Raw genomic sequence first — 25,145 nt, forward strand, 5'->3', positions numbered from 1 at the left:
AAACAGGCACCTTGCGGTGCCTGCCTGACTTAACCTAATGTTTTGAAAGCTTTTATCCGTTGAAGGTGTGGGGATATATTTTTGAATTTATGCCCCTCGGTCTCGTCCCAGACAATTTCATAGAAGGGATGCAGCTGATCGGCGGTGCGCTGGCTGTCCAGCGCCTCATCCTGACGGGAGAGAAAGGTCAGACAGCGGTCACGATTACGTTCGCGAAAATCGCTGACGCATTTGGTGGCGATGTCCTGATACTCTTCTGGCCGGTCGATCTTCCCTTCCATGTTCTCCTGGGGAAACAGGTTGGGATTGAAGATTGCCTGCCGGATACCGCAAAGAAAACCGATGCGCTCTGACCAGAAGCCGCCCAGCCCGACGCCGCAAATCAGCGGACGGTCGTCGTCGGACAGCGTCAGCATTTTGTCCGTCTCTTTCAGCAGAAACTGCATGTCATGTTTAGGATGGCGGGTGCTGTAACTGATCAACCTGACGTCAGGGTCGATAAACTGCAGTTGCAGCACTTTTTCGTGATTGCCTGGACTGTTTGAATCAAAACCGTGCAGATAGATAATCATGTTAATCCTCAAGGTATCGATAGCGCCGGGCAATCCCTCCTTACCACGACGCTTTATGAGCCAGCCAGCGTTCCTGAAGTGCACTCAGTTGCCGGGCATTCTCTTTCCAGCGAGACGTTGCCTGCAGCGCATCGCGGGTCAATCTGCCCTGATGATACAGCTGCGTTACCCGCTCTGACCCGACCGGGATCAGGTTATCGAGCACACTGATAGCTCCCTGACGCTGATTACAGACCAGGATAATGTCGCAACCTGCAGAGAGGGACTGCTGTGCCCGCTCAGGATAGCTGCCCATGACCGCAGCTCCTTCCATCGAGAGATCGTCGGAGAAAATCACGCCGTCGAAGCCCAGCTGCTCGCGCAACACGGTTTTGAGCCAGTAAGGCGAACCACTGGCGGGCAGCGGATCAGCGTCGGTGTAGATGACATGTGCAGGCATAATCGCATCCAGGGCCTGCTCGGTAATCAGCTTGCTGAAAATCGCCATGTCGTGCTCACGCAGCGTTTTTTCATCGCGTGGATCGCGTGGCGTCTCTTTATGCGAATCAGCGCTGACCGCGCCATGACCCGGAAAATGTTTACCTGTCGTTTTCATGCCTGCCTCATGCATCCCCGCAATAAAGCGGCGGGCAACAGCAAGCGCGATGGCCGGATCGGCATGGAAAGAACGATCGCCAATCGCAGCACTGATATGACCAATGTCGAGCACCGGCGCAAAGCTGATATCGATATCCATGGCAATCATCTCGGCCGCCATCTGCCAGCCCGCCTGCTGCGCCATTTCACCGGCGGTTTCTGCATCGTGAAGCGCCGCAAAAGATTGCATGGCGGGCAGTTGGGTAAAGCCGTCACGGAAACGCTGCACGCGACCGCCCTCCTGGTCCACCGCAATCACCAGCCTGGCGTGAGAGGCCGCGCGGATCTGCCGCACCAGCTCTGCCAGCTGGGCCGGGTCGTGATAGTTTCGGGCAAATAAAATTAAGCCGCCGACCAGTGGATGCTTAAGGATCTCGCGCTCTTCGCCATCCAGTTCATAACCCTCAACGTCGAGCATCAGTGGGCCGGGTAAATGTGATCTCATAACCTGAATCCTGTAGCGTTACGCCTCTGCGTGACGCGATTAAATCTGTTGCCAGCTCTGTCGAGCCATCTGTTGTAGTGCTTCATCGTCACACTGAGCGGCACGCAGCTGATACCAGCTCGCTATCAGTAACCGCAGCCAGGGCTGCCAGCGTCTGACCTGCTGAACCAGGGCATCAGGCGGCAGCCGCATTGCCGCAGCGTAGTCCATCAGCCAGTCGGCCTGGTTTTGCGGATCGCTGGCGCAGAGTGCGGCCAGCTCCAGCGCCACATCACCATCCGCGGCATATTCCCAATCAATCAGATGCAGCCCTGTCTCGCCCTGGATAATATTCCCGGCATGCACGTCCATATGCAGGGGGGCCAGCCTCAGCGGCTGAGGTTCGCCCCGCTGCGTCAGCCGCCGGAGCGCCCGCAGCCAGCGATGATTGCGCTGTGGAACCTGCTGCCAGTACCGCCAAAGCAGCGGCAGTAGCGACAGACGATAGCCGGTCAACGGCTGCTGGTGCAGCTGTTGCAGCAGAGTAACAACCTGCGGACGCTGCTGGCTGAAGCGCTGTTCATCCAGCGCCTCGCCAGGACACCAGCTCAGCACATTCCCCTGTCGATGGCCTGCAACAGGCTGGGGGACCAGTCCGCTGGCGCGCAGTTTTCGTAACAGACGATACTCGCGCTGCCGGTCAACAAAGGGAATCGACGGCTGAGGTGCCGCCCGCGCGACAAAGAGACCACGCGGGCTGACAATTTTCTGACTGTGCCCGGTCAGCCCGGCGAGCGGAAGCGATGTCGTTCTCTCTGGCTCGCCGGTGACCTGACGAATCATCCGCGAAAACGCGGAATCAATGCTGTGCAATGCCGTTACCGGACCAGATGATTTCGCCGGTCTGCACCAGCATCAGCTGCATCTGCAGGGTCGGCGCTTTCACATCGCCGCGTGCATTGCTGTAAAGCACATACTGCGCGTTAACGTTGCGTGCCAGACCAATCGCTTTACTGCGCGAGTTCAGGCTGTCATCCGGTGATAATCCCAGCGTCTGTTTGGCCTGAGCCAGTTGATCGGCAGAAACCAGTGTGAATTTGCCATTGTTGTTCAGCGCATTCTGGATAGCCGCTGTGGCTTTCTCGCTTTGCAGCGCGCCATTGGTGCTGTTTTTGATGCGGTCAACCAGCAGCACGCTGCCTGGCTCGGCGCTGGTCGCCTGCAGCATCTGCGCCACCAGCGGCTGTACACTGGCATCCCAGTTGATAGTGACCAGCTTCGGTGGCTGTGGCACAGGCTGAGGCTGCGGTTGTGGCACCGGCTCAGGTTGCGGAACAGGCTGCACCGGCTCTGCTGGCTGGGTCGGTTCAACCGTGGCGGGCTGCTGCTGTTTCACGACACAGCCGGTCAGTATGAGCGCCATCAGAAGCGCTCCGGTACGATTAACACTGCGTATCACGTAGAAAATCCTTAAAGATAGAGATAAAGACGAACCTTGCTGGCAGTCAGGTTACCCAGCTGCGAGGTGGCGACAATACTGCCCTGCGCCGGAAAGGTAACGGTCTGCGCCGGTTCCTGCGGAGTGATTTCCAGACCTTTGTCGTCATACCAGTAATAACGATAGTGCACAACGACCGGTGTTTCGCGCTGATTATAGAGCACGCTGGTAGCACGTTTCAGTCCATCGTTCTCATCCAGCGTCGGTTCATCGGTAATGATCCCTGCTGACAGCACAGAAGACTCCATCACCAGCGACTGTGAGGTATTGATCATCGGTTTTTCACTGCTGCAGGCCGTCAGGCAGAGCAGGATCGGCAGGCCAGTCAGCCAGGATCGCATAGCATTTTTCCGTTATCAGGTCAGTCAGAGAGCATCGGGCCCAGCGGTTCGCCGCCCAGCAGATGCATATGGATGTGATAGACCTCCTGACCACCATGTTGATTGCAGTTCACAATCAGCCGATAACCATTCTGATCGATCCCTTCCTGACGGGCGATTTTCGCTGCGGTGGTAAACATGCGTCCCAGCGCATGCTCATGGGCCGCTTCCGCCTCGTTGACCGTTGGGATCAGCACATTTGGCACGATTAAAATATGGGTCGGTGCTTTAGGCGAAATATCGCGGAAAGCCGTAACCAGTTCATCCTGATAAACCACATCAGCGGGGATTTCGCGACGGATAATTTTACTAAAAATGGTTTCTTCAGCCATGGTGCAATTCCTTGAGCCTGAGTCGTAATCAATCAGTATGCGGGAGAAATTTGTTTTCTTTCAACCTCAGTACCACTTTTCTTGCATTGTTCACCTGCCTTTCCAGTAGCCCCTCTCCTCTGTCACCTGAACAGCATTCCTGGTGTCCACAAGGCGCATGCCATACCAGTAAAATGAAACGCTGTTTTATAAATTAGAATTTCGCCACCCTTTTCTTTATATGGCTGCCACTTCAGCCCGGGCGTTAGCCAAATTGCGAAGGTTTAGCCGCCCTGTCAGCTCTACTTTGCTAATCAGTCCGGGTGAGAAGTCCGGCATCACCAGGGATATACCGCCATATAACATCAAGGAGCATCAGCTATGCGCTCACGTAAAATTGGTCTTGGCCACTATCTGGCCTATGGTTCCGGAGATTTTCTCGGAGCAGGCACCACGGCACTCACAGCCGCCTGGTTGCTCTATTTTTATACCACCTTCTGTGGATTAACCCCGATTCAGGCCACCTTGATCTTTGCTACCGCTCGCGTGCTGGATGCCGTGGTCAGCCCACTCATGGGCTTTATTACCGACAACTTTGGCTCAACCTGGCTGGGCAAACGCTTTGGCCGCCGCAAATTTTTTATCCTGCTCGGCATACCCTGTGTATTCAGTTATAGCCTGATGTGGGTCAGCGACATGAACTTCTGGTGGTATCTCTGCACTTACCTGCTGTTTGATATCGTCTACACCATGATCCTCGTGCCTTATGAAACGCTGGTACCGGAAATGACTGACGATTTCAAACAGAAAACCCGGTTCTCCGGTGCGCGTATTGGTCTGGCGCAGCTCTCAGCCATACTGGCCGCATTTTTACCCGGCATTTTACTGGGTATGCTGGGCAAAGATAATCCCGACTCCTTTTTCTACGCCAGCATGGTGTTCTCGGTAATCTGCGCACTGGTGCTGACGCTGGTGTGGTGCTTTACCTGGGAACGTCACCCGGATGATTTCTCTGCCGAGTCGCGGCGTGCTGAGCAGGAAAAACAGCAGCTGACGCTGATGCAGAATCTTAAACGGCTGTACGTTGAGCTGGCCTCAACTTTACGTATTCGCATCTTCCGCCAGCACCTTGGCATGTACCTCGGTGGCTATATCGCCCAGGATGTTTTTAATGCCGTCTTTACCTGGTATGTGGTGTTTGTGCTGATGCAGAGTGCTCAGGTTGCCTCCAGCCTGATGGGTACCATGGCAGTGCTGCAGTTTATTGCTGTGATGGCGATGATCCCGCTCTGTATCCGCATGGGGCCTGCACCTGCCTACCGTCTGGTGGCTATCCTGTTTGGTGTGGCAGCACTCTCCTATGCCGGACTGTGGTATGCCGGCATGAATGACAACATGTCACTGCTGTTAGTCATTTCTGCCCTGGCCGGTCTGGGACGTGGCGGCATTAACTATGTGCCATGGAACACCTACACCTATATCGCGGATGTCGATGAGGCCATCACCGGTCAGCGCCGTGAAGGCATTTTTGCTGGCATTATGACGCTGACGCGTAAAGCGTCGCAGGCGGGTGCCGTCATGCTGGTCGGTATCGTGCTGCAGCTCTCTGGTTTTGTCTCTGGTCAGGCAACCCAGGTACCCGGCGTCAGCCACACTATCCTGGCGATCCTGAGTATCGGTACAGTAGCCGTTCTGGCCTGCGGCTTTATCGTGTCACTGCGCTTTAAACTTAATCTACAGACCCATACTGTCCTGCGCCAGGAAACGCTGAAAATGCGCGAAGCGGACCGCATCGTGCCGGAAAGCATCACCCCGGAAGCACGCGGAATCGTTGAAACACTGGCTGGCATGCCTTACGAAAATCTGTGGGGCAACAACAACATTGGCTTTCTTAACCGGAATAAGCCAGCACCGGAAAAATTGTCCGCGCACCCCTCTTTACACCCTCCTATAAACTCGACCTTAAAACGACAGGAATAAACCATGACTGTATTTCCCGTTAAACACAGCAAATTATTGTGCCAACCTGAGCATCTGCTGCCACGCAGCGAACTGGTACAGCTGATTCAAAAGCTGACACAAAATCTGGTTAACATCACCGATGAGACAGGCGAATTTTTATTGCGGCTGGACGATGGCCGGGTGATTGATACCAAAGGCTGGGCGGGTTGGGAATGGACACATGGCATCGGTCTGTATGGCATGTTGCACTACTATCAGCAAACCGGCGACCAGCAGACGCTGGCGATCATTGATGAGTGGTTTACTGAGCGTCTGGCAGAAGGAACGCCGACCAAAAATGTGAATACCGTTTGTCCTTTTCTGACGCTGGCTTACCGTTATGAAGAGACCGGTAACCCGGCCTGGGTGCCGGTGCTTGAGCGCTGGGCTGAGTGGGTGATGTATGAAATGCCGCGCACCGAACAGGGCGGCCTGCAGCACATCGTCTATAACAATGAAAACAGTCAGCAGCTCTGGGACGATACGCTGATGATGAGCGTAATGGCGCTGGCCAAAATCGGTCAGTTGCTGAAACGCGACGAGTGGGTGGAAGAAGCGAGCTATCAGTTCCTGCTGCACACCCAGTATCTGATGGATCGCGAAACCGGCTTATGGTTCCACGGCTGGAACTTCGATGGCCGTCATAACTTTGCTGATGCACGCTGGGCGCGTGGCAACAGCTGGGTAACGATTGTGATTCCTGACTTCCTGGAGATGATGAACTGGCCTGAGCATCACGCTACCCGCCGCTTCCTGCAGCAGGTGCTGGAAACCCAGGTCAAAGCGCTCAAGGCCTGTCAGCACAGCAGCGGCTTGTGGCACACTCTGCTTGATGATCCAGACAGCTACCCGGAAGCCTCCGCCACGGCAGGATTTGCCTATGGCATTCTGAAAGGGGTTCGCAAGCGCTATCTCCCTGCTGAATACCGGGAGGTAGCGGAAAAAGCGTTGCGCGGCGTGATTGCGAATATCGATGACGATGGCGAGCTGAAACAGGTTTCTTTTGGTACCGCGATGGGCAGTGACCTGGACTACTACCGCACGGTTCCTCTCACCTCGATGCCCTACGGTCAGGCAATGGCCCTGCTCTGCCTGACTGAGTATCTGCGCGTTTACCTGTAACACGTGCCAAAAAAAAGCCCCGCTTAGCGGGGCTTTTTCATTACTCTGAATCATTACATGCTGCGGATGTAATCATCCATATCGGTTTTCAGGTTGTCAGATTTAGTCCCGAAAATTGCCTGAACGCCGGAACCGGCAACCACTACGCCACGAGCGCCGAGGTTTTTCAGTTCAGTCTGATCCACTTTCGCGACATCGGCGACGCTGACGCGCAAACGGGTGATACAGGCATCCAGGTTAGTGATGTTCTCTTTACCACCAAACGCCGCCACCAGCTTGCCCGCCATCTCTGTACCGGTCGCGGTAGATTGCTCGCTGCTGCTGCTCTCTTCACGGCCAGGTGTTTTCAGATCCAGTTTGGCGATCAGCACACGGAACACGGTGTAGTAAATCAGGCCATAGATGATACCGACAATCGGGAACAGCCAGATTTTGCTGCTGTTGCCGCTCAGCACGATAAAGTCGATAAGACCGTGTGAGAAGCTGGTGCCATCACGCATACCAAGCAGGATACAGATTGGGAATGCCAGACCTGCCAGTAGCGCATGGATCACATACAGGATCGGTGCGACGAACATGAATGAGAATTCAATCGGTTCGGTGATACCGGTCAGGAATGCGGTCAGCGCGGCGGAGATCATAATACCGCCCACTTTAGCGCGATTTTCAGGCTTCGCTGAGTGCCAGATAGCAATCGCTGCCGCTGGCAGACCGTACATTTTGAACAGGAAGCCGCCAGAGAGTTTGCCTGCTGTCGGGTCACCCGCCATGTAGCGTGGGATATCACCGTGGAACACCTGACCTGCCGCATTGGTGTATTCACCAATCTGCATCTGGAAAGGAACGTTCCAGATGTGATGCAGACCAAACGGCACCAGTGCACGTTCGATTACACCATAAATACCAAAGGCGACAACCGGGTTCTGATAGGCCGCCCACTGTGAGAATTCCTGAATCGCGGAACCAATCGGTGGCCAGATAAAGGAGAGCAGCACGCCGAGAATGATAGCGGCCAGACCGGAGATAATTGGCACAAAGCGTTTACCGGCAAAGAAGCCCAGATATTCCGGCAGCTTAATGCGATAGAAGCGGTTGAACATATAAGCGGCGATGGAGCCCGCGATAATACCGCCCAGAACGCCGGTGTCGGCGAGGTGTTTAGCCTCGATCTCTGCCGCAGGCATATGCAGCACCAGCGGCGCAACCACCGCCAGGGTTTTCACCATGATGCCATAGGCAACCACTGCTGCCAGCGCCGAAACGCCATCGTTATTGGTAAAGCCCAGTGCCACACCGATAGCAAAAATCAGCGGCATGTTGGCGAACACCGATCCACCCGCTTCTGCCATTACATGCGAAACCACTGCAGGTAACCAGCTGAAATTGGCTGAACCGACCCCTAACAAAATACCGGCAATCGGCAGAACCGATACCGGCAGCATCAGCGATTTACCGACCTTTTGAAGGTTGGCAAAAGCATTTTTGAACATAGCGTGAAGCTCCTGAGTATGAGTGCATATTTGCGCAGTGCGCGTGGCAAAGAGGGAGGATTCTTTACCGGGCTGGCGGTGACCGCCTTTTGATTTATTACGAAGGGTAAAATAAATCCCGTTTTGTTACTTTGATGGCTATCACGTTTCGACAATCACAAGGGCGCACTTTACGAAATTTCTCACTGATGTGCATCGGTAATTGACGATAAAAAGCTGACCCTGTCTGAAAAAACAGGGTCATACAGGCAGGTTACAGATTAATTACAGAGGCTGAAATAAAAGCCGGTTATGCGCCGAGCTGGCTCATCGGGATATGGAACAGCGTTGAGAAGTTTTGCGTGGTGGCGGCAGCCAGCGTTTCCACATCGACACCTTTCAGAACCGCCAGGTAATCGGCAACATCGCGTGTATAAGCAGGCTGATTCTCTTTGCCACGATACGGCACGGGTGCCAGATAAGGTGAATCCGTTTCCACCAGCATCCGGTCCAGCGGCACATAACGCGCAGCTTCGCGTAACTGTTCTGCATTACGGAATGTAACGATACCGGAAAAGGAGATATAAAAGCCCATATCGAGCAGCTTAGCAGCGGTGGGCTGATCCTCAGTGAAACAGTGCAGCACGCCGCCACAGCGTTCAACCTGCTCTTCACGCAGAATCGCCAGCGTATCTTCACGCGCATCACGCGTGTGGACGATAATCGGTTTATTGAGCGCAATCCCGGTTCGGATATGTTCCCGGAACGAGCGCTGCTGCTGATCTTTGGTCTCTGGCTGATAGTGATAATCCAGCCCGGTTTCACCGAGCGCTACCACCTGAGGATCGGCAGAGAGCCGGCGAAACTCTTCAACGTCATAGGCCTCTTCCTGATTCAGCGGATGCACGCCGCAGGAGAGAGCAATATTTTTCCGATCGCCGACCAGGTTTTTCAGGGTATGGAAACCCGGCAACGTGGTGGCGATGGCCAGCATAAATTTCACATCACGTGCCGCCGCTTTAGCGATCACATCATCAAGGTCACGATGGTTCTTTTCATAATCCAGGCCATCGAGATGGCAATGGGAATCTACAATAAACATAATTACTCTCAGATAGGTTTAACCGATCAGCGCGGGCTTCTGTTTGTCCGCCCAGCTCAGAAGCTGATCGGTCAGTAATAATTCGCGATTCACTGACGCCACTTGCAGTAACTGCTCGCGACAGCGCATCCATGCCAGAGTACTGCTGTTGAGCGCGCTGGCTGAAAAATATCCGGCCAGCAGCTGTACCACATCCTGGCGGTCAATATTACTCAGCCACTGACCTGCATTTTGCTGCCATTTCATCGCATCCAGCAGTAAAGAGAGCAGCCAGCCGATACGTGCTGCCGCATCGTCAGCATTCAGCGCAGGTAATAGTTGCAGGATGTCCTGCTGCAACGCCGCAGGCAGCGCATCGCAAAGTTTTTGCCGCGCCTGCCACGGCCCGTTTTCCAGCAGGCTCAGCGCCGCGCCAGGCGCGCCTGCGCTCAGGCGTAGCGCCGCCAGCAGCATCTGTTCATCCTGCGAGGACTGTTTCTTCAGCCAGAGCAGGCTTTGTCCCTCATCGGGCGGCGTCAGATGCAGCGTCATACAGCGGCTGCGCAGTGTGGCCAGCAGACGTGACGGATCGCGGCTGCTGAGGAAGAACCAGCTGTTGGCTGGCGGCTCTTCCAGCGTTTTCAGCAGGGCGTTAGCGGCCGCTTCCGAAAGCTGTGCTGCATCCGGCAGCCAGACCACTTTCGCGCCGCCCTGCTGGCCAAAATGATACATTTTTTCTGTCACCTGCCGCACTGCATCGATGCCCAGGGTACTTTTGCCCTTCTCCGCCTCTAACCGATACCAGTCAGGGTGAGTATTGGCCTGCATCAGCTGGCAACCGTGGCACGCTCCGCAACTTTTCAGTCCATCCGGCTGCTGGCACATCAGCCAGCGGCTTATCCCCCAGACCAGCGCGTCATCGCCCATCCCAGCCATCGCCTGGATCAACAGCGCATGATGCGCGCGATTCTCCTGATGCTGGCCAATCACCTGGCGATAAGGCTGATTCAGCCACGGATACCAGTTCATCACGCCTGCTCCGCCAGCCAGCGGTCCAGCGCCACCTGAAGTGACACTGTCACCTCTGTCAGCGACTGAGTGGCATCGATGGTCAGGATAGTGGGATCGTCTGCGGCCAGCGCCAGATAACGTGTACGGGTACGTTCAAAGAAGCGCAGCGACTCCTGCTCGATGCGGTCCAGCTCACCGCGCGCACGGGCGCGCTGCAGACCGATTTCAGGCGTGACATCAAGATAGAGCGTCAGATCGGGACGGAAATCACCCAGGACCGCATCGCGCAGCGTCTGCATCAGTCCGCTGTCAAGACCACGGCCACCCCCCTGATAAGCCTGAGAGGAGAGATCGTGACGATCGCCGATTACCCAGGCACCGCGAGCCAGCGCCGGTTTAATCACCGTCTCTACCAGCTGAACCCGCGCGGCATAGAGCATCAGCAGTTCGGCTTTATCCGTCACCTGCTCACCCTCAATGCCCTGCTTAACCAAAACCCGGAGCTGTTCTGCCAGCGGCGTACCGCCAGGCTCACGGGTATAAACCAGATCACTGATGCCACGAGCGCGCAGCGTAGCGACGATGGCGTCGCGTGCGGTGGTTTTTCCAGCGCCTTCCAGGCCTTCGATGACGATAAACTTACTGTTCATTTTTTTCCTTCAGCGTCTGCCGGTAGACCTGCACCGCCTTATTATGGCTGGCGAGATTGGTGGTAAACGTATGCCCGCCCTTGCCGTCTGCAACAAAGTAGAGATAGTTAGTTTTCTCGGGATGGGCCGCTGCCTGCAGTGAGGCTTTGCCCGGCATCGCGATCGGTCCCGGCGGCAGACCATTAATGATATAGGTATTGTACGCGCTGGCCGTCTCAAGATCTTTGCGGGTCAGCGTACCGTTATAGCTGTCACCCATGCCGTAGATCACCGTGGGATCAGTCTGCAAACGCATACCTGTGCGCAGGCGATTGATAAACACCGAGGCCACGCGCGCGCGCTCTTCGCTGACGCCGGTCTCTTTCTCGATGATCGAGGCCATGGTCACCAGATCCTGTGGCGTTTTGTACGGCAGATTATCCGCCCGTCCCTGCCACACCTCATCGATGGTTTTCTTCATCCGATCATGCGCGCGTTGCAGCAGCGCCATATCGGTCGTGTTGGCGGTGTAGAGATACGTGTCCGGGAAGAAGTTGCCCTCCAGTTGCTCAGGCTCCACGTTGAGTGCGCTGGCAAGAGTGGCGAACTGATCATCTTTCAGAGTGTGGCGGATATAGGGCGCTTTACGCAGCTCGCTGAGCCACTCTTTCAGCCGCTGCCCCTCCACAAACCGTACCGGGAACTGCGCCTCTTTACCACTCGCCAGCAGCTGTAACAGCGAGCGTACGGTCATGGCCGGTTCAAGGCGATAGGTGCCCGCTTTAAAGGTCGCCAGCTCCGGCTCCAGCCGCAGCAGCGCGCCAAACCAGATACTGTGAGGAATGATGTTTTTCTCTTCCAACTGCGCCTGGAGCGCGACCCGGCCCGTACCGGCTGGCAATGTGAAGATTGTTTCCTGCTTAATGGTCAACGGGGTAGCGGCAAACTGCTTAACCTGCCAGTAACTCAGCACAGCCGCAAGACCCACAATCGCCAGCAGGCTGACGAGAATTTTTTTGCTTCGAATCATGATGCATCCATTATCTTTTTACAGCCTGCGTGCAACTGATTAAACAGCGAGCGCTCAGTAAACTGTACGGCTTCTATCTGTCGGACCGGCAGAACCGGCATCAGCGCGTTACATATCACCACTTCATCAGCGGCCAGCAGCTGTGCCGGTGCGCTTTTTATCACCTGACAAGCCTGACCTGCTGCTGCAAGTTGCGCCATCAGACTTCGCCGCATAATGCCATCCACGCCTGACGCGGAGACATCAGGCGTAAAAATTTGCCCGCCCTGCCGCCAGAATAAATTGGCCGCACAGCATTCCACCACCCAACCTTCAGTGTCAAGCACCAGCGCCTCGTCAGCGTCTGTCTGGTCAAGATGAGCCCGAATCATCACCTGCTCCAGTCGGTTAAGGTGCTTGATACCCGCAAACTGCGGGTTTCGCGCCAGACGAATCGGACTCAGCCGGAGTGAAGCACCATGCTGTTGTAACCCGGCATAGTGTTGCGGCCAGGGCGCTAATGAGACGATGCGCGAGGGTTCACCACAGACAGGGCGGCTATAACCCCGTCCGCCGCTGCCGGCACTGATAATCACTTTCAGCACCGCCTGCGCCTGATCATGCGCGGCCTGTCTCATCTCAGCCTCAAGCTGATCCCAGTCGACACCGCCGATCCATAACCGCTCGCAGCCCGCTTTGAGGCGCTGCATATGACTCTCCAGCAGCAGGATTTTACCCTGACACACGGCGGCGGTAGTAAAGCAGCCATCGCCGAACTGCAGGCCGCGGTCGCTGGCAGCCAGCGTCGATTGTTTAACTCCGTTAATCCACATCGTTCTCTCCTGAGCGTGAGACGTGATTTCAGCGCATTCTGCAGGATAAAAAAAGGCCCGCATCGCGGGCCTTTTTAGCAATCTGCAACGATTACACTTTACGGAAGATCAACGAACCGTTGGTTCCGCCGAAACCGAAGGAGTTACACAGGGTGTACTCCAGTCCAGGAACCTGACGCGCGGTGTGCGGCACGAAGTCGAGATCGCAGCCCTCATCCGGGTTATCCAGGTTAATGGTCGGTGGAACGGCCTGGTCGCGCAGTGCCAGAATCGAGTAAATTGATTCAACAGCGCCTGCGGCACCCAGTAAATGTCCGGTCATTGATTTGGTTGAGCTAACCATGACACTGCTGGCTGCTGCCCCGAAGACCGATTTCACCGCCTGCGCTTCCGCTTTATCACCGGCTGGCGTGGAAGTACCGTGCGCGTTGACGTAGCCAATCTGCTCTGGCGTAAGCTGAGCATCACGCAGCGCATTGATCATTGCCGCTGCGGCACCTGAACCATCTTCTGGTGGTGAAGTCATGTGGTAGGCATCACTGCTCATACCAAAACCTACGATTTCTGCGTAGATTTCCGCACCACGTTTCTTCGCATGTTCGTACTCTTCGAGTACCACAATGCCAGCGCCGTCACCCAGCACAAAACCGTCACGATCTTTATCCCACGGGCGGCTGGCCGCTTGCGGGTTATCGTTACGGGTTGAGAGAGCGCGTGCTGCACCAAAACCACCGACACCTAATGGCGTACTGGCCTTCTCTGTGCCACCCGCCAGCATCACGTCAGCATCGTTATAGGCGATGATACGTGCGGCATGACCGATGTTATGCACACCAGAAGTACAGGCTGTCGCGATAGAGATGCTTGGACCTTTCAGGCCATACATGATGCTAAGATGACCCGCCACCATGTTAACGATGGTTGAAGGCACAAAGAATGGGCTGATTTTACGCGGGCCACCGTTGACCAGTGAGGTATGATTCTCTTCAATCAGACCTAAGCCACCGATGCCGGAGCCAATTGCTGCGCCCATACGGCTTGCATTTTCTTCGGTAATAACCAGACCGCTGTCCTGCATGGCCTGCATACCGGCCACAATGCCGTACTGGATGAAGGCATCCATCTTGCGCTGATCTTTGCGCGAGATGTAGTCATCACAATTAAAATCTCTTACCAGGCCTGCAAAACGGGTTGCATAAGCACTGGTATCAAAATGGTCGATCAGGGTAATGCCGCTCTGACCGGCAAGGAGAGCACTCCAGGTAGACTCTACGGTATTGCCGACAGGAGACAACATGCCAAGACCAGTCACAACTACACGACGCTTAGACACGTTCGTCCTCCAGGGAGGGGAAATAGGGAACTATGTGGGACAAACAAAAAAATCAGGCGGTCGAGCGACCGCCTGAAGATATTCATTAGCCTTTATGGCTATTGATGTAGTCGATCGCTGCCTGAACGGTAGTGATTTTCTCAGCTTCTTCGTCTGGAATCTCAGTATCAAACTCTTCTTCCAGAGCCATCACCAGCTCAACGGTATCAAGAGAATCGGCACCCAGGTCTTCTACGAAAGATGCAGAGTTGGTGACTTCTTCCTCTTTCACACCCAGCTGCTCACTGATGATTTTCTTAACGCGTTGTTCGATATCGCTCATACTATTTAATTTCCTATCAAAACTCGCTTACGCGATGGTTTTCGTAGTGTATAAAATGGTGAAAAAGATGCAACAAAATCCCGGCTGGTCGAACCACGATTTTGCGTTATTTTGCGGTTTTAACCGCAAATAAAGCAAATGATTTCGTGATTTATCAAACCATGTACATTCCGCCATTGACGTGCAGCGTTTCACCTGTGATGTAGGCTGCTTCGTCAGAGGCTAAAAATGCCACAGCATTGGCGATTTCCTGCGCTTCGCCTAAGCGACCCGCAGGGACTTCCGCCAAAATACCGGAACGTTGATCTTCGTTCAGTGCCCGCGTCATGTCAGTCTCAATAAAGCCTGGAGCCACGACGTTGACGGTAATGCCACGTGACGCGATTTCGCGCGCCAGTGATTTGCTAAAACCAATCAAACCTGCCTTTGCTGCTGCGTAGTTTGCCTGGCCCGCGTTACCCATGGTGCCAACAACGGAACCAATGGTGATGATACGGCCCACGCGCTTTTTCATCATGGCACGCAGGACCGCCTTAGAAAGGCGGAATACCGATGTGAGGTTAGTATCCAGGATATCCTGCCACTCATCGTCCTTCATGCGCATGAGAAGATTATCACGCGTAATGCCTGCATTATTGACTAAAATATCCACTTCGCCAAATTCAGCGCGAATATTCTCTAAAACGCTGTTAATTGAATCAGCGTCAGTCACGTTCAGTAACAGGCCTTTACCCTTGTCGCCAAGGTAAGCACTGATGGCGTCGGCGCCACTCTGGCTGGTTGCAGTTCCTACCACTTTCGCACCACGTGCCGCCAGTGTTTCTGCAATCGCACGACCAATGCCGCGACTCGCGCCGGTAACCAGCGCAACTTTACCTTCAAAGCTCATGATTTTCCTCTTATTCCTTACCGAGTGCAGCCGTCAGGGATGCCGTATCGTTAACGGCAGCCGCTGTCAGGCTATCGACAATACGTTTGGTCAGACCGGTCAGGACTTTACCTGGACCCATCTCCAGCAGCTGTGTCACGCCCTGTGCCGCCATCGCCTCCACGCTCTCGGTCCAGCGAACCGGGCTGTAGAGCTGACGAACCAGCGCATGACGGATGGCAACAGCGTCAGTTTCCGCTGTCACATCGACGTTATTGATCACCGGCACCGCGGGTGCATTAAACGTAATGCTTTCCAGGGCAACGGCCAGTTTATCGGCAGCGGGCTTCATCAGTGCGCAGTGAGAAGGCACGCTGACCGGCAGCGGCAGAGCACGCTTAGCGCCCGCAGCTTTACAGGCAGCACCCGCACGTTCAACGGCTTCTTTGTTACCCGCAATAACCACCTGGCCCGGCGAGTTGAAGTTAACCGGTGAAACAACCTGACCCTGCGCGCTCTCTTCACAGGCTTTACGAATAGCCGCGTCATCCAGGCCAATAATTGCCTGCATTGCGCCGGTGCCTTCTGGCACCGCTTCCTGCATCAGTTTGCCACGCAGTTCAACCAGCTTCACCGCATCGGCAAAGTTAAGCACACCCGCACAAACCAGCGCCGAATATTCGCCCAGGCTGTGACCTGCCATCAGGACAGGCTGTTCACCGCCCTGCTGCTGCCAGACACGGTAGATGGCTACAGAGGCGGCTAACAGTGCAGGCTGAGTCTGCCAGGTTTTGTTCAGCTCTTCAGCCGGACCCTGACTCACTAACTGCCACAAATCATAGCCCAGCGCATCAGAGGCTTCACGGAAGGTCTCTTCTACCAGCGGATATGTCGCTGCTAATTCAGTCAGCATGCCCACGGTCTGTGAACCCTGACCCGGAAAAACAAATGCAAATTGCGTCATCTTCTGTTCCTGTCAATCAAAAGCGAACCAGCGCAGAACCCCAGGTGAATCCACCACCAAAGGCTTCCAGCAGAATAAGGTGTCCGGGTTTGATGCGGCCATCACGAACCGCTTCATCCAGTGCGCTGGGCACCGATGCAGCAGAGGTATTGCCATGGCGATCCAGTGTGACGACCACTTTATCCATGGTCATACCGAGTTTTTTCGCGGTAGCGCTGATAATGCGCAGGTTAGCCTGATGCGGCACCAGCCAGTCCAGCATTTCACGATCGAGATTATTGGCCTGCAGCGTTTCATCAACGATGTGGGCCAGTTCGGTGACGGCGACCTTGAAGACTTCGTTACCTGCCATAGTGACATAGGCTGGCTGATCCTGATGGGCACGATCCTGATAAGGCAGCGTCAGAAGCTGCGCATAGCGACCATCAGCATGAAGGTGAGTAGAGATAATCCCCTGCTCTTCGCTCTGGCCCAGGACGACCGCACCCGCGCCATCACCAAACAGGATGATGGTGCCGCGATCTTCCGGATCCAGCGCGCGTGCCAGGACATCAGCACCGATGACCAGAGCATGCTTAACCGCGCCATTTTTGATGTATTGATCGGCTACGCTCAGTGCATAGGTGAAACCTGCACAGGCGGCAGCAAGGTCAAACGCCGCACAATCTTTGATTTCCAGCATTTGCTGGATCATGCAGGCGGAGCTGGGGAAAGCATGGCTGGACGACGTTGTGGCGACAATAATCAGCCCAACATCGTTCGCGTTAATACCTGCCATTTCAAGCGCGCGTTGCGCCGCGCTGAATCCCATGGTGGCGACGGTTTCGTCAGGCGCAGCAATGCGACGCTCACGGATGCCGGTACGGGTAACAATCCACTCGTCCGACGTCTCCACCATTTTTTCCAGATCGGCATTGGTGCGAACCTGGCTGGGCAGATAACTGCCCGTACCGATAATTTTGGTATACATCTAGGCTTTGTCACTCCTGGCTAATACAGCATCAAGGCGCGCAGCAATTCGCTCGGGAATTTGCTGCCTCACCGCCTGCTCTGCCTGTTCTATCGCCACGGCGAAGGCGTGTTGATTTGCTGCACCGTGACTCTTGATCACTGTTCCGCGCAATCCTAACAGACAAGCGCCATTGTACTGGTCAGGGTTGAGTTGCCCGAAGCGCTTCGCCAGACGTTTCTGAATCCAACGCCCCAGCAACTGAAGCCACCATGACCGTTTTTTACCTTCCCCTGATGACTTCAGCAGAGAAAGAAACATTCTTACCACGCCTTCCATCGTCTTCAGCGTGACATTTCCGACAAAACCGTCACAGACCATTACATCCGTTTTACCGGTAAGCAGCTCGTTACCTTCGAGGTAACCAATATAGTTGATGTGCGGTGATTCTCGCAGCATTACTGCGGCGTCGCGGATGGTTTCCAGCCCTTTAGTCTCTTCATGACCAATATTGAGCAACGCGACGCGGGGCCGTGGAATACCAAGCACATGCTCAGCCATCACCGACCCCATCACAGCAAACTGCATCAGCATCGCACTGTCTGAGCCCACATTCGCACCCAGATCCAGCACCACGGTTTTACCCTGTTGCTGATGCGGTAAAACGGACATCAGCGCCGGACGCTTAATCCCATCCAGCGGTTTTAATAAGAGTGTCGACAGCCCCATCAGCGCACCGGTATTGCCGGCGCTGATGCAGGCTTGTGCACGTCCCTCTTTAACCATCTCCAGTGCCACGCGCATTGAACTGCCGCGACTGTTCCGGATGGCCTGAGCGGGCCGCGCATCACTTGCAATAACCGATTCGGCAGGGATAACCTGCAAACGCCCCATCAGGGAGGAATCCGCTTTGGCAAGCAATGGCGTGAGAGTGTCGGGATGTCCGACCAGAAGAAGGAATAGTTCCGAATGAGAGGCCAGTGCCTGCAATGCTGCAGGCACTGTCACGCAGGGACCGAAGTCCCCGCCCATGGCATCAATCGCCAGGGTCAAACGTGTCAAGGTATCGCCTTGCTAAGCAAGAAACTTACTTAACGATAACCTTGCGACCGCGGTAGTAACCGTCCGCAGTGATGTGGTGACGCAGATGAGTTTCGCCAGAAACTTTATCTACTGACAGAGCAGCAGTGGTCAGCGCATCGTGTGAGCGACGCATACCACGCTTAGAACGGGTGGGTTTATTCTGTTGTACGGCCATGGACCTTACTCCTATTACTTACGCTTTAAACTGGCTAATACGGCAAATGGATTTGGTTTCTCCGCCTCTGCAGGCAGTTTGCCAAAGACCATGTCCGCCTCGGACACTTCACAGTGTTCAGAATCGTGCACCGGAACGACCGGCAGCGCGAGAATCAGTTCATCCTCGACAACCGCCAGCAGATCGATCTCACCAAACTCGTTGACATCGACCGGCTCGTACGCTTCCGGTAATGCCTCGGCCTGCTCTTCAGAAGAGACAGGGCTGAAGCAGTAACTCACTTTTACGTGATGGGGAAAAGTCTGGTTGCAGCGCTGACAACGTAACGTCACCTGTACTTCAGCAGTACCCGTCAGTACCGCCAGACGTTGGTTATCAACCGCAAACGACATGGCACAATCCACATCACTGTCCACACTAACGACCGACTCGGCCACACGCTCCACCTGAACAGATGTGTAGACACCCTGATAATCAAGGCGCTTCTGAGCGGTGCGGACAGGGTCCAGCGTTAGGGGTAATTTTACCTTTTGCATAGGGCGCGCATATTAACTTTGTAATGTCATAGAGTCAAAGAAAAAGGCCGTTAAACAGCATCTTTCAACCACTATTCGCATCCAGTGCGGCGCACAGTTTAAAATGACTGTCACCAATTCGCTATTACTATTGAAAAAAAATGACGCCATCAATTCTTTTAGCTTCAACCTCGCCCTTTCGGCAGGCATTACTGCGCAAACTGGGCCTGCCTTTTAATACCGCTGCGCCTGAGGTAGATGAGTCACCGCAGCCCAGTGAAAATGCCGAAGCGCTGGTCACCCGTCTCGCCGTAGCGAAAGCGCAGGCACTGGCAAAAGCCTGGCCTGACCACTGGATAATCGGCTCCGATCAGGTCTGCGTGCTGGATGGCGCGATCGCCGGTAAGCCTCACACGGCAGAGAATGCGCGGGCGCAACTGCGTGCCGCCAGCGGCCAGGCGATTACTTTTTATACCGGGCTGGCTCTTTTTCATCCGGCCAGTGGCAGGCTGCTGCAGTGTTGCGAACCCTTCGTAGTGCATTTCCGCACCTTAACCGACGCTGAAATTGCCGGGTATGTGGAAAAGGAGCAGCCGCTGCAATGTGCAGGCAGCTTTAAAAGTGAAGGTCTGGGAATTTGTCTGTTTGACCGGCTGGAGGGGCGCGATCCTAATACGCTGATAGGGCTGCCGCTGATTGCGCTCAACGGAATGTTGCAGCAGGCCGGCATCAATCCTTTAACGGAGTGATGCCGGAGAACGATTACGCTTTCAGCTGACGCAGCTTATTCAGGCACTGCTTCAGGCCATCATCCAGCGGCGCTTCGACACGCATGACTTCGCCAGTGCCGGGATGGGTAAAGGTCAGTGCCGCCGCGTGCAGGAACAGGCGTTTCAGACCAGTTGACGCCAGCTGACTGTCAAAGTCACGTTCGCCATAGCGATCGTCGAAGGCGATAGGATGCCCGGCGTGCAGCGTATGTACACGAATCTGGTGGGTGCGTCCGGTGACCGGACTTGCTTTCACCAGCGTGGCAAACTCAAACCGCTCTTCCACTTTAAAGCGGGTTTCAGAGGCTTTACCTTCGCTGCTGACGCGCACGACACGCTCACCGCTCTGGAGAATATTTTTCAGCAGGGGTGCCTGAACGACCTTAAGATGCGACGGCCAGTTGCCGCGCACCAGCGCCAGATAATCCTTCTGCATCCCTTTTTCGCGCAGTTGCTCATGCAGGGAGCGCAGCGCCGAGCGCTTTTTCGCCACCAGCAGAATACCGGAGGTGTCACGGTCCAGGCGATGCACCAGTTCCAGGAAGCGTGCTTCGGGACGCAGTGCGCGCAGGCCTTCGATGACGCCGAAGGTCAACCCGCTGCCTCCGTGAACGGCGGTGCCGGAAGGCTTGTTCATCACCAGCAGCGCCTCATCTTCATACAGAATGGCGTCAGCCAGCGAGGCCACTTTTGCCAGCTTCGGTGACACGGCCTCGTCATCGCGTTCGGCGACCCGCACCGGTGGAATGCGAACCTCATCGCCCTCCTCCAGCTTATATTCGGGCTTGACGCGCTTTTTATTCACCCGCACCTCGCCTTTGCGTACGATGCGATAAACCATGCTTTTTGGCACACCCTTGAGCTGGGTGCGCAAAAAGTTATCAATGCGTTGTCCGGCATTTTCAGCCGTGATGGCGACAAATTGTACGCCCGGATTCTCTGTTTTCATGGCGGCGATTCTAAATAGTGTCCCCTGATAGCGCCACCCCTTTTTCTGTGCTTAACTCTGGGATTGATGTGGCGGCAGGTCGCCTCCCTGCTGACTTTTTCAGCAAACCGCTGCTTTGTCCGACACATTAATAAGTTAAATGTAAAGAAACTTCACAAGCTGGCTAAAGTCGCCTTGCTATATGAAGGTTAGCAGTGGAATAATGCTTGAGTTTCTTACCTGAAGCATTTCAGGGCAGAAAAAGAGCGAAATTGTCATTTTGCCGGATTGAGCAGACACGCAGCAATGGCGTAAGACGTAATGCGAAATCAGGCACTTAGCGGGCTGCGGGTTGCGGCCTGGACAACAGTATGGGATGCACGGGTTTTTTAATTGTCTCAGGCATTTCCACTATCTGGTGCTGTTTTCCCTTATGAAAAACAGGCCACCGACGTTATTTGCGCCCCTCGCGCGGTCGACAGCCGTGAGGTTGACGACATTGCACTAAGTCACGGGGCCATCGGTTGATACTCGTCCAGGGTAACTATGCCCGCAGCTGTAATCACTCATGAAAGAATAACGAGTAAGTCACGATGAAAAGAATGTTAATAAACGCAACTCAGCAGGAAGAGTTGCGCGTTGCCCTGGTTGACGGTCAGCGTCTGTACGACCTGGATATCGAAAGCCCCGGACACGAACAGAAAAAAGCCAACATCTACAAAGGTAAAATCACTCGCATTGAACCCAGCCTTGAAGCTGCGTTTGTCGACTACGGCGCAGAGCGTCACGGTTTCCTCCCGTTAAAAGAAATTTCCCGCGAATATTTCCCCTCCAGCTATAACGCACATGGTCGTCCGAATATTAAAGACGTGCTGCGTGAAGGCCAGGAAGTCATTGTTCAGATCGATAAAGAAGAACGCGGCAATAAAGGCGCTGCGCTGACCACCTTTATCTCTCTGGCAGGCAGCTACCTGGTACTGATGCCGAATAACCCACGTGCAGGCGGTATCTCTCGCCGCATCGAAGGTGACGATCGTACCGAGCTGAAAGAAGCGCTGTCGGCGCTGGATCTGCCGGAAGGCATGGGCCTGATCGTGCGCACTGCCGGCGTCGGTAAATCTGCCGAGTCGCTGCAGTGGGACTTAAGCTTCCGTCTCAAGCACTGGGAAGCGATTAAGAAAGCCGCTGAAAACCGCCCTGCACCGTTCCTGATCCATCAGGAAAGCAACGTAATTGTGCGTGCCTTCCGCGACTATCTGCGTCAGGACATCGGTGAAATCCTTATCGATAACCCGAAAGTACTGGAACTGGCGCGTCAGCATATCGCGGCGCTGGGCCGTCCGGACTTCAGCAGCAAAATTAAGCTCTACACCGGTGAAATTCCGCTGTTCAGCCACTATCAGATCGAATCGCAAATCGAATCCGCCTTCCAGCGTGAAGTCCGCCTGCCTTCCGGTGGATCGATTGTGATCGACAGTACCGAAGCACTGACCGCTATCGATATCAACTCAGCACGTGCCACGCGCGGCGGTGACATTGAAGAGACAGCGTTCAACACCAACCTTGAAGCGGCCGATGAGATTGCGCGTCAGCTGCGCCTGCGTGACCTGGGCGGCCTGATCGTTATCGATTACATCGATATGACGCCGGTACGCCATCAGCGCGCAGTAGAGAACCGTTTGCGTGAAGCTGTCCGTCAGGACCGCGCCCGTATTCAGATCAGCCACATTTCACGTTTCGGCCTGCTGGAGATGTCCCGTCAGCGTCTGAGCCCGTCATTAGGTGAATCCAGTCATCACGTCTGCCCACGCTGTAGCGGCACCGGCACCATTCGCGATAACGAGTCGCTGGCCCTGTCGATTCTGCGTCTGATTGAAGAAGAAGCGCTGAAAGACAACACCAAAGAAGTACACGCCATTGTTCCGGTTCAGGTGGCCTCTTACCTGCTGAACGAAAAACGTGAAGCGGTCAACGCGATTGAAAAACGCCAGGGTGGCGTGCGGGCGATCATCGTTCCTGATGACAAGATGCAGACCCCACACTACTCCGTGCTGCGCGTGCGCAAAGGCGAAGAGACGCAGACCCTGAGTTATCACCTGCCGAAGCTGCATGAAGCCGAAATGGCGATGCCGTCGGATGAGGAGCACTCTGAGCGTCGTCGTCCTGAGCAGCCCGCTCTGGCTGCCTTTGTGATGCCTGATGCGCCTCCTGCGCCGGTAGAAGTTGAGCCTGACGTGAAGCGCGCTGAAGCTCAGCCAGCAGCAAAAACAGCCCCGGCTGTTGCTGCACCAGCGACCGTCAGCACCGGTTTCTTCGGGCGTCTGCTTGGCGGCCTGAAAAAAATGTTCGCTGGCGAAGAAGCGCCTGCTGCTGCGCCAGTGAGCACTGAGGTTGCTGAACCGCAGAAAGCGACTGAAGAGCAGGAAAGCAACACTGGCCGTGGCGAGCGCCGCAGCAACAATAACAACCGTCGTAACAACAATCGCCGTGAGCGTACGCCACGTAACGGTGACAATGCACAGTCCCGTGAAGGCCGTGAACCACGCGAAAGTCGCGAGCCGCGTGAAAGCCGTGAACCGCGCGAAAGTCGTGAGCCACGTGAAAGCCGCGAGCCGCGCGAGGGTAACGATAACCGTCGCAACAAGCGTCAGTCTCAGACGAGTGAAGTGCGCGAAGAGCGTCCGGCACTGAGCGTAGAAGCGCGTCAGCAGCGTGATGAGCAGCAGCAACAGCGCCGTGAACAGCGTGCTGAACGTCAGCGTCGTCGTCAGGAAGAGAAACGAGCCGGTGAAGAAGCGGCCAAAGCGGCTGAGCAGCCAGCCGTCGTTGCTGAAGCTCTGGATGTCACTGAGGCGCAGGATGATGAACGCGTTCAGGTTATGCCGCGTCGTAAGCCACGTCAGCTGAACCAGAAGGTGCGCGTTGATGATAACCGTCAGCCTCTGCCACCCGAAGCCAGCAACATCGCTCAGCCTGCTGAAGTGCGTCAGTCACAGCCAGCAGACATTGCTCAGACACAGCCTGAGTTCCAGGCTTCGCAGAGTGACGAGCAGGATGAAAACGACAGCCGTGATAACGCCAATATGCCGCGTCGTTCACGTCGTTCCCCACGTCATCTGCGCGTCAGCGGACAGCGTCGTCGTCGTTACCGTGATGAGCGTTATCCGACGCAGTCAGCGATGCCTCTGGCCGCTGCCGCTGCTTCACCTGAAATGGCATCCGGCAAAGTCTGGATTCGCTATCCGGTGAGCCAGACCAGCGAAGAGCAGGTTCAGAATGTAACGCACGAGACGCCAGCTTATAACAGCGAAGAGACCGCAGAGGCGACCCATGCGTTGCCGGTTGCTGCCGCCGTTGAATCGGTTGCTCAGGATGCGCCAGTGCAACAGGCCGAGCCGCAGGCAGAAACGCCAGTGGCGATCGTCAACACTGACGATACCCGTGCTATCGACACTCCGGTTGACGAGCAACCGTCTGTTGTTCCGGCTGCTGATGAAGCTAAAGCGGAAGCTGTAGCGGCTGAAGCCGTGCCTGCTGAGTCCGTGGCTGAAACGCCCGTGTCACAGCCTGCTGAGCCGGTCACCGAAACGGCAGTGGTAACGCCAGCTGCTGAGGTTTCACAGCCTGCCAGCGTTGCTGAGCAGTCAGCTACTGATGTCAGCGAAGAGATCGCAGCAGAGGTGGAAGAAGTGCTGAACGCGCCGGTTGCTGCTCACGCTGAAACCGCACCAGTCAGTGAACCTCATGCGCCGGTTGCCGCTCGCGATATCGCGCCTGTAGCACCGGTAACGGCGGTGACGGCGGTCGAGCCAGTCGCATCAGCGCCTGCTGCTGAAGCGGTGCCAAATGACGGTACGCGCTGGAAGCACTATGCTTCTGCACCGATGACCAAAGCGCCTGCGCCGGTCTGGCAGTCAGAGCCTGCTCCGCACAGTGACTGGGTACGGGCACCGTATGAGTTCGATGGTCGCGGTTCTGCGGGTGGTCATAGCGCCACCCATCACGCTACTGCCCCGGCGACAAAGCCGTAACGCATAAGCGGTTATAAACTGAACCCCGGCCAGAAAGCCGGGGTTTTTTATGGCGTCGATTCAGTCACCAGACACACAAAGAATTAATACTGCCCTGTTTACGTCGTCAGCCATCAGTAAAGATGGGGTCAGTTATCTTGTGCAGAAAAACATCAGGCATGCATGGGTGCGGGATAGCGTGAAATGAGGGAACAGGAAAGCTATGCAGACAGGCTTGATGACAACGCGTCC

25 protein-coding genes are annotated in these 25,145 nt (G+C 55.2%); 4 read left to right on the top strand and 21 right to left on the bottom strand.

Annotation, left to right across the window (positions count from 1 at the left end; all coding sequences use genetic code 11):
* Nucleotides 1-29: 29 nt before the first annotated feature.
* The 6 genes from ycfP to hinT are packed head-to-tail and all read right to left on the bottom strand — an operon-like array spanning nt 30 to nt 3,842.
* Nucleotides 30-572, bottom strand: a complete 543-nt coding sequence (gene ycfP / locus F3I20_RS03740) for an alpha/beta hydrolase YcfP (protein WP_150009697.1) — start codon at nt 570-572, stop codon at nt 30-32.
* A gap of 40 nt (nt 573-612) precedes the next feature.
* Nucleotides 613-1,653 carry a beta-N-acetylhexosaminidase gene (gene nagZ / locus F3I20_RS03745; protein ID WP_150037759.1) on the bottom strand — a complete coding sequence of 347 codons (1,041 nt, stop codon included), beginning with the start codon at nt 1,651-1,653 and terminating at the stop codon, nt 613-615.
* 39 nt (nt 1,654-1,692) lie between these two features.
* Nucleotides 1,693-2,475 carry a thiamine kinase gene (gene thiK, locus F3I20_RS03750; RefSeq protein WP_150037764.1) on the bottom strand — a complete coding sequence of 261 codons (783 nt, stop codon included), beginning with the start codon at nt 2,473-2,475 and terminating at the stop codon, nt 1,693-1,695.
* 16 nt (nt 2,476-2,491) lie between these two features.
* Entirely contained in the window at nt 2,492-3,091 is a 600-nt protein-coding gene (gene lpoB / locus F3I20_RS03755; RefSeq protein ID WP_150009701.1) for a penicillin-binding protein activator LpoB, read from the bottom strand.
* An 11-nt stretch (nt 3,092-3,102) separates the two neighbouring features.
* Nucleotides 3,103-3,471: a YcfL family putative periplasmic lipoprotein gene (locus F3I20_RS03760; RefSeq protein ID WP_150059907.1), complete on the bottom strand. Its 369-nt coding sequence runs from the start codon at nt 3,469-3,471 to the stop codon at nt 3,103-3,105.
* A 20-nt stretch (nt 3,472-3,491) separates the two neighbouring features.
* Nucleotides 3,492-3,842, bottom strand: a complete 351-nt coding sequence (hinT, locus tag F3I20_RS03765; RefSeq protein WP_013357465.1) for a purine nucleoside phosphoramidase — start codon at nt 3,840-3,842, stop codon at nt 3,492-3,494.
* Nucleotides 3,843-4,202: 360 nt separating this feature from the next.
* On the opposite strand from hinT, the gene F3I20_RS03770 reads away from it, so the two are divergent.
* Both F3I20_RS03770 and bglB read left to right on the top strand, forming a co-directional pair.
* Nucleotides 4,203-5,801: an MFS transporter gene (locus F3I20_RS03770; protein WP_150037758.1), complete on the top strand. Its 1,599-nt coding sequence runs from the start codon at nt 4,203-4,205 to the stop codon at nt 5,799-5,801.
* A 3-nt stretch (nt 5,802-5,804) separates the two neighbouring features.
* Nucleotides 5,805-6,944, top strand: coding sequence for a beta-galactosidase BglB (gene bglB, locus F3I20_RS03775; RefSeq protein WP_150009705.1), 1,140 nt, complete (start codon nt 5,805-5,807; stop codon nt 6,942-6,944).
* Between the two features lie 53 nt (nt 6,945-6,997).
* On the opposite strand, the gene ptsG is transcribed toward bglB, so the two are convergent.
* From ptsG to yceD, 14 genes are all read right to left on the bottom strand, one after another.
* On the bottom strand, nt 6,998-8,434 hold the full coding sequence (gene ptsG, locus F3I20_RS03780) for a PTS glucose transporter subunit IIBC (RefSeq protein WP_150009707.1): 1,437 nt from the start codon (nt 8,432-8,434) through the stop codon (nt 6,998-7,000).
* A gap of 289 nt (nt 8,435-8,723) precedes the next feature.
* On the bottom strand, nt 8,724-9,515 hold the full coding sequence (locus F3I20_RS03785; RefSeq protein WP_150009709.1) for a metal-dependent hydrolase: 792 nt from the start codon (nt 9,513-9,515) through the stop codon (nt 8,724-8,726).
* Nucleotides 9,516-9,533: 18 nt separating this feature from the next.
* A complete protein-coding gene (holB, locus tag F3I20_RS03790) occupies nt 9,534-10,523 on the bottom strand; it encodes a DNA polymerase III subunit delta' (protein ID WP_150009711.1) in 990 nt (329 codons plus the stop codon).
* Nucleotides 10,523-11,155, bottom strand: coding sequence for a dTMP kinase (gene tmk / locus F3I20_RS03795; protein ID WP_150037757.1), 633 nt, complete (start codon nt 11,153-11,155; stop codon nt 10,523-10,525). Before tmk ends, holB begins: the two co-directional genes overlap by 1 nt.
* Nucleotides 11,145-12,164 carry a cell division protein YceG gene (gene yceG, locus F3I20_RS03800; RefSeq protein WP_150037756.1) on the bottom strand — a complete coding sequence of 340 codons (1,020 nt, stop codon included), beginning with the start codon at nt 12,162-12,164 and terminating at the stop codon, nt 11,145-11,147. Before yceG ends, tmk begins: the two co-directional genes overlap by 11 nt.
* A complete protein-coding gene (gene pabC / locus F3I20_RS03805) occupies nt 12,161-12,976 on the bottom strand; it encodes an aminodeoxychorismate lyase (RefSeq protein WP_150037755.1) in 816 nt (271 codons plus the stop codon). Before pabC ends, yceG begins: the two co-directional genes overlap by 4 nt.
* A 91-nt stretch (nt 12,977-13,067) precedes the next feature.
* Entirely contained in the window at nt 13,068-14,309 is a 1,242-nt protein-coding gene (gene fabF, locus F3I20_RS03810) for a beta-ketoacyl-ACP synthase II (protein ID WP_150009719.1), read from the bottom strand.
* Between the two features lie 85 nt (nt 14,310-14,394).
* Nucleotides 14,395-14,631: an acyl carrier protein gene (acpP, locus tag F3I20_RS03815; RefSeq protein WP_003849865.1), complete on the bottom strand. Its 237-nt coding sequence runs from the start codon at nt 14,629-14,631 to the stop codon at nt 14,395-14,397.
* Nucleotides 14,632-14,785: 154 nt separating this feature from the next.
* Nucleotides 14,786-15,520 carry a 3-oxoacyl-ACP reductase FabG gene (gene fabG / locus F3I20_RS03820; RefSeq protein ID WP_150009721.1) on the bottom strand — a complete coding sequence of 245 codons (735 nt, stop codon included), beginning with the start codon at nt 15,518-15,520 and terminating at the stop codon, nt 14,786-14,788.
* A 10-nt stretch (nt 15,521-15,530) separates the two neighbouring features.
* A complete protein-coding gene (gene fabD, locus F3I20_RS03825; RefSeq protein WP_150037754.1) occupies nt 15,531-16,463 on the bottom strand; it encodes an ACP S-malonyltransferase in 933 nt (310 codons plus the stop codon).
* 16 nt (nt 16,464-16,479) lie between these two features.
* Complete coding sequence (locus tag F3I20_RS03830) at nt 16,480-17,433, bottom strand: beta-ketoacyl-ACP synthase III (protein WP_150009725.1); 954 nt, start codon at nt 17,431-17,433, stop codon at nt 16,480-16,482.
* A complete protein-coding gene (gene plsX, locus F3I20_RS03835) occupies nt 17,434-18,474 on the bottom strand; it encodes a phosphate acyltransferase PlsX (RefSeq protein WP_150037753.1) in 1,041 nt (346 codons plus the stop codon). It lies immediately after the preceding gene.
* A gap of 25 nt (nt 18,475-18,499) precedes the next feature.
* On the bottom strand, nt 18,500-18,670 hold the full coding sequence (gene rpmF, locus F3I20_RS03840) for a 50S ribosomal protein L32 (RefSeq protein ID WP_003849870.1): 171 nt from the start codon (nt 18,668-18,670) through the stop codon (nt 18,500-18,502).
* A 14-nt stretch (nt 18,671-18,684) separates the two neighbouring features.
* The gene (yceD, locus tag F3I20_RS03845; protein WP_008925931.1) at nt 18,685-19,206 is read right to left on the bottom strand and encodes a 23S rRNA accumulation protein YceD; all 522 of its coding nucleotides are present in this window, start codon (nt 19,204-19,206) and stop codon (nt 18,685-18,687) included.
* Nucleotides 19,207-19,346: 140 nt separating this feature from the next.
* On the opposite strand from yceD, the gene F3I20_RS03850 reads away from it, so the two are divergent.
* Nucleotides 19,347-19,934, top strand: a complete 588-nt coding sequence (locus tag F3I20_RS03850) for a Maf family protein (RefSeq protein WP_150037752.1) — start codon at nt 19,347-19,349, stop codon at nt 19,932-19,934.
* Between the two features lie 13 nt (nt 19,935-19,947).
* On the opposite strand, the gene rluC is transcribed toward F3I20_RS03850, so the two are convergent.
* A complete protein-coding gene (gene rluC, locus F3I20_RS03855; RefSeq protein ID WP_150009731.1) occupies nt 19,948-20,904 on the bottom strand; it encodes a 23S rRNA pseudouridine(955/2504/2580) synthase RluC in 957 nt (318 codons plus the stop codon).
* Between the two features lie 572 nt (nt 20,905-21,476).
* On the opposite strand from rluC, the gene rne reads away from it, so the two are divergent.
* Nucleotides 21,477-24,914: a ribonuclease E gene (rne, locus tag F3I20_RS03860; RefSeq protein WP_150037751.1), complete on the top strand. Its 3,438-nt coding sequence runs from the start codon at nt 21,477-21,479 to the stop codon at nt 24,912-24,914.
* The last annotated feature ends 231 nt before the right edge of the window (nt 24,915-25,145 follow it).

This window comes from Candidatus Pantoea gossypiicola, from assembly GCF_008632075.1.
GTDB classification, from domain to species: Bacteria; Pseudomonadota; Gammaproteobacteria; order Enterobacterales; family Enterobacteriaceae; genus Pantoea; species Pantoea gossypiicola.

Excerpts from the sequence above, each read along its gene's own strand:
- ycfP (WP_150009697.1), bottom strand. The coding sequence starts at position 572 with ATGATTATCTATCTGCACGGTTTTGATTCAAACAGTCCAGGCAATCAC.
- nagZ (WP_150037759.1), bottom strand. The coding sequence starts at position 1,653 with ATGAGATCACATTTACCCGGCCCACTGATGCTCGACGTTGAGGGTTAT.
- thiK (WP_150037764.1), bottom strand. The coding sequence starts at position 2,475 with ATGATTCGTCAGGTCACCGGCGAGCCAGAGAGAACGACATCGCTTCCG.
- F3I20_RS03760 (WP_150059907.1), bottom strand. The coding sequence starts at position 3,471 with ATGCGATCCTGGCTGACTGGCCTGCCGATCCTGCTCTGCCTGACGGCC.
- hinT (WP_013357465.1), bottom strand. The coding sequence starts at position 3,842 with ATGGCTGAAGAAACCATTTTTAGTAAAATTATCCGTCGCGAAATCCCC.
- F3I20_RS03770 (WP_150037758.1), top strand. The coding sequence starts at position 4,203 with ATGCGCTCACGTAAAATTGGTCTTGGCCACTATCTGGCCTATGGTTCC.
- bglB (WP_150009705.1), top strand. The coding sequence starts at position 5,805 with ATGACTGTATTTCCCGTTAAACACAGCAAATTATTGTGCCAACCTGAG.
- ptsG (WP_150009707.1), bottom strand. The coding sequence starts at position 8,434 with ATGTTCAAAAATGCTTTTGCCAACCTTCAAAAGGTCGGTAAATCGCTG.
- F3I20_RS03785 (WP_150009709.1), bottom strand. The coding sequence starts at position 9,515 with ATGTTTATTGTAGATTCCCATTGCCATCTCGATGGCCTGGATTATGAA.
- holB (WP_150009711.1), bottom strand. The coding sequence starts at position 10,523 with ATGAACTGGTATCCGTGGCTGAATCAGCCTTATCGCCAGGTGATTGGC.
- tmk (WP_150037757.1), bottom strand. The coding sequence starts at position 11,155 with ATGAACAGTAAGTTTATCGTCATCGAAGGCCTGGAAGGCGCTGGAAAA.
- yceG (WP_150037756.1), bottom strand. The coding sequence starts at position 12,164 with ATGATTCGAAGCAAAAAAATTCTCGTCAGCCTGCTGGCGATTGTGGGT.
- pabC (WP_150037755.1), bottom strand. The coding sequence starts at position 12,976 with ATGTGGATTAACGGAGTTAAACAATCGACGCTGGCTGCCAGCGACCGC.
- acpP (WP_003849865.1), bottom strand. The coding sequence starts at position 14,631 with ATGAGCGATATCGAACAACGCGTTAAGAAAATCATCAGTGAGCAGCTG.
- fabG (WP_150009721.1), bottom strand. The coding sequence starts at position 15,520 with ATGAGCTTTGAAGGTAAAGTTGCGCTGGTTACCGGCGCGAGTCGCGGC.
- fabD (WP_150037754.1), bottom strand. The coding sequence starts at position 16,463 with ATGACGCAATTTGCATTTGTTTTTCCGGGTCAGGGTTCACAGACCGTG.
- F3I20_RS03830 (WP_150009725.1), bottom strand. The coding sequence starts at position 17,433 with ATGTATACCAAAATTATCGGTACGGGCAGTTATCTGCCCAGCCAGGTT.
- rpmF (WP_003849870.1), bottom strand. The coding sequence starts at position 18,670 with ATGGCCGTACAACAGAATAAACCCACCCGTTCTAAGCGTGGTATGCGT.
- yceD (WP_008925931.1), bottom strand. The coding sequence starts at position 19,206 with ATGCAAAAGGTAAAATTACCCCTAACGCTGGACCCTGTCCGCACCGCT.
- F3I20_RS03850 (WP_150037752.1), top strand. The coding sequence starts at position 19,347 with ATGACGCCATCAATTCTTTTAGCTTCAACCTCGCCCTTTCGGCAGGCA.
- rluC (WP_150009731.1), bottom strand. The coding sequence starts at position 20,904 with ATGAAAACAGAGAATCCGGGCGTACAATTTGTCGCCATCACGGCTGAA.
- rne (WP_150037751.1), top strand. The coding sequence starts at position 21,477 with ATGAAAAGAATGTTAATAAACGCAACTCAGCAGGAAGAGTTGCGCGTT.